Origin of the sequence: Synechococcus sp. R8-2 (assembly GCF_047461715.1) — a bacterium.
GTDB lineage: Bacteria > Cyanobacteriota > Cyanobacteriia > Thermostichales > Thermostichaceae > Thermostichus.
Map to the genome: position 1 here is coordinate 1 of NZ_JANSHQ010000200.1, position 9,218 is coordinate 9,218.

Annotated in this window: 7 protein-coding genes and 2 pseudogenes; 3 read left to right on the plus strand and 6 right to left on the minus strand. The window is 58.6% G+C overall.

From position 1 onward, the window contains the following. Positions 1-950 (minus strand): annotated as a pseudogene (locus NW819_RS05390) (hypothetical protein); the annotation flags it as partial. Positions 951-1,119: 169 nt separating this feature from the next. Between NW819_RS05390 and NW819_RS05395 the strand changes: the two are divergent. Continuing rightward, positions 1,120-2,571, plus strand: coding sequence for a BCD family MFS transporter (locus NW819_RS05395; protein ID WP_414413124.1), 1,452 nt, complete (start codon positions 1,120-1,122; stop codon positions 2,569-2,571). On the opposite strand, the gene NW819_RS05400 is transcribed toward NW819_RS05395, so the two are convergent. The 4 genes from NW819_RS05400 to NW819_RS05415 all read right to left on the minus strand — a co-directional run bounded on the left by NW819_RS05400 (position 2,568) and on the right by NW819_RS05415 (position 5,216). Continuing rightward, positions 2,568-2,921, minus strand: coding sequence for a DUF6464 family protein (locus NW819_RS05400; protein ID WP_414413125.1), 354 nt, complete (start codon positions 2,919-2,921; stop codon positions 2,568-2,570). The two genes, NW819_RS05395 and NW819_RS05400, sit on opposite strands and share 4 nt — an antisense overlap. Positions 2,922-3,189: 268 nt before the next feature. Beyond that, positions 3,190-4,692, minus strand: coding sequence for a DUF697 domain-containing protein (locus tag NW819_RS05405; protein WP_414413126.1), 1,503 nt, complete (start codon positions 4,690-4,692; stop codon positions 3,190-3,192). Between the two features lie 190 nt (positions 4,693-4,882). Then, on the minus strand, positions 4,883-5,062 hold the full coding sequence (locus NW819_RS05410; RefSeq protein ID WP_414413127.1) for a hypothetical protein: 180 nt from the start codon (positions 5,060-5,062) through the stop codon (positions 4,883-4,885). A 67-nt stretch (positions 5,063-5,129) separates the two neighbouring features. After that, entirely contained in the window at positions 5,130-5,216 is an 87-nt protein-coding gene (locus NW819_RS05415; RefSeq protein WP_414400693.1) for a fasciclin domain-containing protein, read from the minus strand. A 335-nt stretch (positions 5,217-5,551) separates the two neighbouring features. Between NW819_RS05415 and NW819_RS05420 the strand changes: the two genes are divergently transcribed. After that, entirely contained in the window at positions 5,552-6,553 is a 1,002-nt protein-coding gene (locus NW819_RS05420; protein WP_414413128.1) for an RRXRR domain-containing protein, read from the plus strand. 28 nt (positions 6,554-6,581) lie between these two features. On the opposite strand, the pseudogene NW819_RS05425 reads toward NW819_RS05420, so the two are convergent. Continuing rightward, positions 6,582-7,139: pseudogene (locus tag NW819_RS05425) on the minus strand (transposase). Between the two features lie 122 nt (positions 7,140-7,261). On the opposite strand from NW819_RS05425, the gene NW819_RS05430 reads away from it, so the two are divergent. Continuing rightward, a complete protein-coding gene (locus tag NW819_RS05430; RefSeq protein WP_414413129.1) occupies positions 7,262-9,016 on the plus strand; it encodes a phospholipase D-like domain-containing protein in 1,755 nt (584 codons plus the stop codon). Positions 9,017-9,218: the final 202 nt, after the last annotated feature.

Below are 9,218 nucleotides of genomic sequence, written 5' to 3' on the forward strand. Positions count from 1 at the left end.
TTCAGCGTGAATGTATCAGGTACTTGGATCACCATCACCAGGTTCAGGGCTTCTTCTGCTACTTCCGCCGAATGGGGATCCTGAGGGGTTGGGTTGGCGGCTTGCTCGGCCCGAAAATCGCTGAGGCGCTGCCCGGTGAGGCTGGCCCGTTCACCGTTTTGATTGAAGAAAAGGCGCTGGCCCCAAATAGCCTCGCCCACCCTATCTTCGGTGCGGTTCTCGATCACCGTAATGCTGGTGCCCTCGCGGGTGGCCAAAATGGCCAGCACGGCTGGGCTGCCGGGATGGGATTGGTAGTTGAACAGCACCGGGTTGAATTGAGCGGATCCCCCGGCAGGGATAGGCAAAAAGGCGGCCTGGGCGCTCACCAACACATGGCTATCCCGTGGAGCCAGCAGGGAGTTCCGGTTGCCGGCCCAAGAGCCGGGATCATGTAAGTAGCGGCGCAGATTCCCCAGCAGCTCTCGCAACGACACTGGTTGCAGGGGTTTTCCTTTTTCGTTGCCCACCAGCACCTGCAGGCTGTCGAGGGGCAGGTCGGCAGACAGATCGGCAAAGTTGGGGTAGCGGATCACCGGCATCAAGCTCAGCTCGTAGCGGCCCGTTCTGGGGTTGAGCTGTTGTACCTGGATGGTCATGTCGCTGATGTTGGGGCCAAGGGCAGATCCCTTGTGGCGTCCGGTATCTTCCCAGGTGATGTTGACGATATCCAGCCCATACTGCTTTGCCAAGGCTCGCGCTTGCGGATCCCAGGTCATGGAGATCGTCCGGTCGATGACCTGCCTGTAGGCCAAGTACTCTGCCCACTCTGAAGGCGAGGGGGAAGAAAGGGACTGGTGGAGCGGAAAATCCATAGGGGTTGCCTGCGAGGTGGACACCATCGGCGGAGCGGCCAGGGAAATGCCCACCCAGCTCAGTGAACTCAGCAGCCAGGGGATGGGGGCGCGCATAGCAATATTCCTGAGGATTGGAAATTGGGGGACTATACCCTGACAATAGCTCCCAAAAGGGGAGAGGACGTGGCGGTTTCGCTTTTGGCAACCCCATGCTTTTGCCGGGATCCCAAGCCACCTGGGCTACGATAAAAGGCTGTAGCACCCTTTCGAATCATTCCAGATCATGGCCAGTATTCGCCGGGATCCCGAGGTCAACGCTTCTGTAACTTCAACTTCTCCAGAGCCTCAGGTGCAGGTTCAGTCTTTGCCGCTGCATGTCATGTTCCGCCTGGGCCTGTTTCAAATGGGCTTGGGAATGATGTCGCTGCTCACTCTGGGAGTGCTGAACCGCGTCATGATCGACACGGATCTGCTGGCCATCCCGGCAACGGTGGTGGGGGGATCCCTGGCCATGCACCAGTTGGTCTCCCCGGCTCGGGTTTGGTTTGGGCAGCTCTCGGATGCCAAGCCCCTGTTTGGCCTGCATCGCACCGGCTATGTGCGCCTGGGATCAGTGCTATTTGCCGTTTGTATCTTCCTGGGGGTGCAGGTGGTGTGGGGTTTGGGGGATAGCTTTGCGGCTACGGGCTGGTCTGGAGCCACCTATGGCTGGATAGGCTTGGCCTGTTTGATGTTTGCCCTCTATGGTCTCTGCCTCAGCGCCTGCTCCACACCTTTTGCGGCTTTGCTGGTGGATGTGTCAGACGAGGACAACCGCTCTAAGTTGGTGGGGATCGTCTGGTCCATGTTGATGGTGGGCATTGCTGGGGGGGCGATTGGCTCGGCGGTGCTGCTGCGGGGCTTGCAGCCAGACAACCTGCAGAGCACCGTCAACCGCCTCTTCGTCATCATTCCAGCCGTGGTGATCCTGCTGGGGGTGATCGCCACCTGGGGAGTGGAAAAGCGCTATTCCCGCTACGGATCCCGTTCCACCCTGGCCGGACGAGAAGACCAAATCACCCTGGGCACGGCCATCAAGGTGCTGACCGCCAGCCGCCAAACCCTGATCTTTTTCGGCTTCTTGGTGTTGATGACCATGGGCCTGTTTATCCAACAGCCGATCCTAGAACCCTACGGCGGCGAGGTGTTTGGCATGACGGTGGCCCAGAGCACCCAGCTCAATGCCTTTTGGAGTTTGGGCATTTTGGTGGGGATTGTGCTGACCGGATTTTTCATTGTGCCTAAGCTAGGCAAGCAGACAACGGCCCGTCTGGGCTGTCTGCTGGTGGCCATCTCTTTTGGGCTGACCATTGCCTCAGGGTTTACAGGCAATCCACGGCTGCTGCAACTGTGCATGATCCTGTTTGGTTTGGCTTCTGGGATCACCACCAATGGCGCCATTACCCTCATGTTGGATTTGACGGCAGCGGAGACAGCAGGCACCTTTATCGGGGCTTGGGGTCTGGCCCAGGCCATGTCCCAGGCGGTTTCCACCTTGCTCGGCGGGGCTTTGCTCGATTTGGGGCGCATTCTCTTCCCCACTTCTTCAGTGCTTGCCTATGCCACCGTCTTTGGGGTGGAGGCGGCGGTGATGTTGCTGGCCGTGTATTTGCTGGGACGGGTGAGCGTGGCCGAGTTTCGCGAAAAGACCAACCGTGCGCTGACCCAGGTGTTGGCTCTGGAGCTGGAGGGCTAACAACGCAGAGCTGGCTCGTAGTGGGGGCAGCCCTGACAGGGCCCGCTGGGGTTGACGGCACAACGCAGCAAGGGCGAGTGAGCATTAAACCGACAGGAGGGATCCCCCAGGCAATTCCCTGCTTCCTGCGGTGGGTTTACCGAACGCACCAAGGCGCGGATCCCACACAGGTGGTATTTGCCTTGCCGGAGCCGGTAGGAATGACGCTTTTCCAGAACTAGGTAGTGCTGCTCTGCCAGTTGGACGTAGGTGCCCGGATGGGGACTACTCTCCCAAGGACATTCCTCCACCACCTCTCCTGAATCCACATCAATCCACTGAATGGGCAGGGTCAGGTTGGGGGAAGACATAAGGTGCCAACGGAGCCAGTTTAGGGCAGCAGACTACAAAATGATGGACTGGGCTTGACTTGGTGATTAACAAATTGTGCAACTTTTTCCGGCAACACTGAGTATGGCTGGTACAAATGTTCTCTCTTGTGTGACCTGGAGCCTGCTAATCTACAGAACTTCTACAAAGTTAAGTTAGAAAAAGCTGTACTCAGTGTAATGGATTTTCTGCGGCGGGCGGAGAACGGGATAGGTTGGGCCTGCGGCGGCGAAAAGATGGATGCTTGGACTAGCTGTTGGAATGGGCTTGGCGGGCCAGTTGGGTGAGAAAAGCCAGAGGATGACGGTTTTGGAGCTGCTGCCTAATCCGCTCTTGCAGGATTTCCTCTTGCCAGGGATCCCCGGAAGACAGCCACTCTAGGTAGCTGAGCCCCGCCACCCGCGTCAGGTAGGCCCCTGTCACCGCCTGCAGGGGGATCCCCATCACCATCAAGGGGCTGGCCTTGAGCAGAGAGCCCAAAGCCTGAGTGGCCAGCTCCAGCCCCCCCAGTTGCACCACCATTTGCGCCAAACTCTGGGCAATTTGCTGGGCCCGGCGCAAGGTAATGCGTCGGTCAAACACCTGGTGCAGTTCCCCAATCATGCGCGCCTGAATGGCTACTCCTGCCAGCACATCCAAAGCAGGAAGAGGGTTTGCCGCCAGGGCAGCAGCGGTGGCCCACTGCATCCGTTCCACGATCTGGCGACCCTGTTGGCGACGTTCTTCTTGGAGGGCCTGCTGGACGGCTTCGCTGAGAGTTCGGGTTTGCAACAGAGCATTGGCCAAGCGCAGGTGGGATCCCTTCTGCTGCAGCAGTTGAGCCATCTGTTGGATGAGGGCCTCCGTATCGGGGGGCTGCGGCTCCCAAGTTTCCCGCACAGAGCCATCTTCGGAGTAGTAGCGAACCTTCAGGGGTTCTGGATCGGCGGCGATGGCCACCACCTGTTCGGCGGGGATCACACCGGCAGTGCGCCGGCGCAAATGGGCCAAGATGGTCTCTACATCCTCCGGCAGCATCTGATCGGTTTTGTTGAGGGCCAGGATGGCGGATTTGCCCAGCCGGGCCAACTCCAGCATTTCGGCATATTCCGAAGCCAGCAGGTCTCCGGCCACCACCAAGATCAGCAGATCCGCCTTCTGGGCCAGGGCGCGGGCTTCCGCTTCACCTGCTCCCCCAATCGTCAGCAGCCCAGGTGTGTCGGTAAGGGAAATGGGGCCGTTCCAGCCCTCCAATTGGTAGGTGTGAATGGATCCCTGCTGGGTGGTGCCCAGGGTGGGGGCTGTTTCGCCCACTGGTCGGCCCATCAAGGCATTGATCAACGAGGTCTTGCCGGCGGAACTGGTGCCGAACACCACCAGATGCAATTCCTCCTGGTTAAGCCGCTGATTGATCTCTTGCAGCTTGGCACGCAGGGCACGGCGACTGATGTCATTCTGCAGCTTCTGGATCAGGCGATCGGCATCTTCCAGATCGGCTTGCACCTGATTCCGAGTTAACTTAACCCGCCGCAGCGGTTGTGTCCGCTGACTTGGAGTACTTTGCCGTCGGCCAGCCTGCTGCCACCAATGGCGCGCTGCCAGACCTGCTGCTGCTGTCCCTCCCAGGATCCCGGCCACTGCCAGATCCGCCAGCGGCAACGAATGGGGGGCGATAAAGCTATAGATCCCGCTAACCCATTGCAGATATTGGCTCAGGGCCGCCAAACCCAGCCCTGCCCACAACCACACCCAAGTGGAGCGCGACAGCACCATCCCAACCCACAGCCTGCCCGAATCTTCAGATCAAGAAACCCAAAATTGCTGGGCCATCCAAGCTGCTTCTCCAGCATAGGGCTTGCTGTAGCTGAGCATACAATTTTGTCGAGAGCTTTTTTGTCAAGAACCTGGCTAGGGCGCAGTCGAGCAGGAGACCAAAGGAGAGAGCGGGGCGTCGAAAACGCCCTCAGCTCAACCCGCCAAATGAGGCAGGGATCCCCTCTCCCAAAATCGCCGGCGGCTCCAGCGGTGCCGGCAAAAACTCGCCCCCGCGATAATCCAACAGCTGCACCAGCAGCAAGTAGCCCACCCCCAGAGCAATGGCCAGGATCCCTGTAACGATTGCTACCCACTTAGGCCGCTCCACGCTGAATCTCCCCAATAAAGCGCTGGATCTCGATGCCTCTATGATGCCCGAAGTGGTGGCCCAATTCCTAACGCGGCGGGATCAAGACGGCGTCGATGACGTGGATGATGCCGTTGGCAGCTCGAATATCGGCGGTCAAAAGCCTTTCTCTCACGGGTGGCCCTAGAGTAGAGCAGAGAGCACCTTGGCGCAGAAACAGCTGCCGTAAAGTTCGGTATCCTGGGGCTGTGATTGCTGGAGAGGAGAAAGGCCGTCAAGTACCCCCATTCTTAGCTGGGGGCTTGTGGGAGTAGGGCCTAGCCAGCCTGAAACCCCAAGGGCAAGGAAAGACTAGCCTGCCCAAGCAACCCAGTCATGGGGGGCGTTTGAAGGAGACTGAGCCGACTGGGCGTGGCAGCCCAAAGTACGTAGCGAATGCTTCCCTAGTTTGCTACCTCTACGTCGGCCAGGGGCGAAGGGATGTACATACTCCGCAAGGAGACTTACCGCATGTTCGTGCCCGTCGTAGACCACAACCAAAACCCCCTCATGCCGACCACTCCCAGCCGGGCGAGGCGGTGGGTTAAATCCGGCAAGGCTACTCCCTTTTGGAAGAGAGGGGTGTTTTGTGTTCGTCTCAACGGGGAACCTTCTGACCGGCAAACCCAACCCATAGCCGTCGGTATTGACCCAGGAAGCAAGAAAGAAGGGTGGTCGGTCAAATCAGCCGCACACACCTACCTCAACATCCAAGCGGACGCGGTTAATTGGGTGAAGGAGCATGTTGAGCAGCGTCGAAACATGCGTCGGTTGAGGCGGTATCGCCAAACGCCCTGTCGGCAACCGAGAGCGAACCGGGCTAGAGGCGGATTGCCCCCTTCCACCAAGGCTCGGTGGCAGTGGAAGCTCTGTCTTGCCAGGTGGCTGAGCAAGTTGTTTCCCATATCCGTATTTGTGGTGGAGGACATTAAGGCGAAGACCTCAGGCCAGCGTCGCTGGGACGTGTCTTTCTCCCCCCTAGAGGTGGGTAAGCAGTGGTTTTATCAACAACTAGCGGGCTTGGGGCAAGTGTTGATCCGCTCAGGGTGGGAAACCCAGCAGATGCGGGACGCCCTTGGGCTGAAGAAAACCAACAAAAAGACAGCCGAGGTCTTTGAGGCTCACTGCGTGGATGCGTGGGTGTTGGCTAACTCCGTAACCGGTGGGCACCTGCAACCTGACAACCGGCAGATGCTTATAGTAGTTCCTCTACGGTTTCATCGTCGTCAACTGCATCGTTTGCAACCGGCCAAAGGTGGGAAAAGACTGCCCTACGGGGGGACTATCAGTCTGGGTTTGAAGCGCGGCAGTTTGGTGCGTCATCCCAGGTGGGGGCTCACTTTTGTGGGTGGCAGTTCTGGGGGGAGGTTAAGTTTGCATTGCTTACGGAGCGGGAAGAGGTTGACGCAGAGCGCCAAAAGAGAGGATGTGCGGTACTTATGCTTTTGTTCCTGGAGGTTTTATGGAGAGTAAAGCCGCCCTCAAGAGCGGGGTTTCAGACCTAGGTTGTGTTGATCTTTAGCCAGAAGAGAGCACCTGCGAAGTAGAGAAAGCTCAAGAAGTTCCTGGCCAACTTGTCAAAACGAGAAAACAAATGCCGATACTGCTTTAGCTTCTGAAAAAAGCACTCTACTAGGTGCCTCTCTCTGTAAACATGCCGGTCGTAATCTCGCACCACCCTCCTCTTCTTCCTAGAAGGAATCACCACCCGACTCTCCCTTATCACTTTCGTGCGTTCTTTTTGCCAGCTGTATCCACCTCGACTCCTGCCCAAGGCTTGCTCCCCTCTGGCTGCACAGGGGTGAGCACGAACGATAGTTGAGTCCAGGATAAGATGCTCTCAATCGGGTTCTGTGATGAAGAACTGAAACATTCTTTCCCAGACTCCCAAGCGACTCCAGTGATGGAATCTTGGGTAAACGGTGTACCACTTTCCACATCTTTCCGGGAGGTAGCGCCAGGGGGAGCCAGAACGAGCCATCCACAGCACGCCCTCGATAAACCGCTTGCATCCTGCCTCTTTGCCAATGTGGGGTTCTGTTCGCAGAAAAGCCAGAATCTTTTGCTATTTATTGTCATCTATGACAAGGCAACTCATCAGACCTTGCCCAAAAACTATCCTCACCTCATACTAAAAGTAAACACAGCCTAGTTTTTTCGATGAACGGGATCCAGTCGTGGTTGCGGCAACTCCGCCGCTGGCTGCCCTGGGTTGCTCTGCTTCTCGTCTTGGTCTTGATCGGCTACTGGGTTGGCCCCCGGCCCAGACCCTACCCCCAAGATCAGGAGCTGCCCACCCTTGCCCCTCTGCCGCAGCACCCCCGTATTCGGGTGGCGTTTAACCAAAGCCGGGAAAGCACCTATCGGGATCCCTATCGCCAGATCCGCCGCTACGGCTACAACCTGGAGGAGCTAATTATCTCTCAGATCCGCTCTGCCCGGCAGTCGATAGATGTGGCGGTGCAAGAATTGAACCTGCCCCTGATTGCCCAAGCCCTGGTGGAGCGACAGCAGGCCGGGATCCGGGTGCGGGTGATTACCGAAAACACCTACGTGCGAGCCTGGCACCAGCTCACCCCTGCCGAAGTGCGGGCGCTGGACGAGCGCAGCCGTCGCAAGTTCGAGGAGTACCGCAACCTGGTGGATGTGAACCGCGATGGACGGTTTTCTCCCGAGGAGATTGCCAGCCGAGATGTGTACGCCTTGCTGGATGGGGGGCGGGTGCCCTGGCTGGATGATACCGCCGATGGCTCCAAGGGCAGCGGCCTGATGCACCACAAATTTGTGGTGATCGACGGGCAGAAAGTCTTGACCGGATCGGCCAATTTCACGCTCTCTGATATTCACGGGGACTTTGATGCGCCTGGCAGTGTCGGCAATGCCAACCATCTGCTGCTGCTGGACAGCCCGGAGCTGGCCCGCCTCTACACCGAGGAATTCGATCTCATGTGGGGCGATGGCCCCGGTGGCTTGACCGATAGCCGCTTCGGCGTGCAAAAGCTCAAGCGTCCCCTGGAAACGGTGTACCTTGGCGATGCCATTGTGGGGGTTCACTTTTCTCCTGCCAGCCGCTCCTTGCCCTACGAAGCCACCTCCAACGGCATTATTGCCGCCACCCTGGCCCAAGCCCGGCAACAGGTGGATCTGGCTCTGTTCGTCTTTACGGATCCGGGCATTGCCAACCAACTCAGGCAACTGCGCCAGGAGCGCAACGTAGAAATCCGCGGGGTGTTCGACCCTGGTTTTGCCTTCCGGGACTACAGCCGCACCCTGGAGATGTGGGGGCTGTTGCTCCCCGACGAAAAGTGCCAGGTGGAGGCGGCGCGCCTGCCCTGGACGCTGCCGGCCCAGTCTGTAGGCATACCCAACCTCGCCCCCGGCGATAAGCTGCACCATAAGTTTGCCATCATCGATCCCGGCACTCCTCAGGCCACGGTGATCACCGGATCCAACAACTGGTCGGTCTCGGCCAACCACCTCAACGACGAAAACTTCCTGATCATCCGCAATGGCCGAGTGGTGGATCACTTTGTGCGGGAGTTCGACCGGCTGATGGCCGAGGCCCGTTTTGGCCCCAGCCGCCGCTTGCAACAGCAGGCAGAAGAGGCGTCCCGTCGCTGCCCCAACCCCGTCCCCGTTGCCGCTTCCTTGCCTGAACCGGAGCCGGAGCTGCTGGAAGTCGAGGTCGTTCTTCCTCCTGAGGCGGGATCCCCTTCCCCGTCGGTTGCTTTTCCGGTGGCGTCTCCTGGGGGATCCCCTCGCGTTAACCTGAATACGGCCACGGCGGCGGAGCTGGAACAGTTGCCCGGCATTGGCCCCGCCCTGGCGCAGCGCATTATCGAGGCCCGCCCCTTCTCCTCTTTGGAGGATCTGCAACGGGTCAATGGCATTGGCCCAGCCCGGATTGAGCAACTGCGGGATCGGGTAACCTGGTAGGAGTTAGCCCCCTCTTGGTCAGGTTGAGGGCGCGGAGTGCTTTCGGAAGTTCATCCCAGAGCAGCTCCTAAAGGGCCTCTCCCCTCGAATAAACCCCAAATTAAACCCCAAATATAGTCATTTCAGTTCAAACCAGGACACTGCACCCACGCCTAAAATGTTGGTCGCATCGGCGTTGCAGAGCAATAATGCAGGGGGCCAA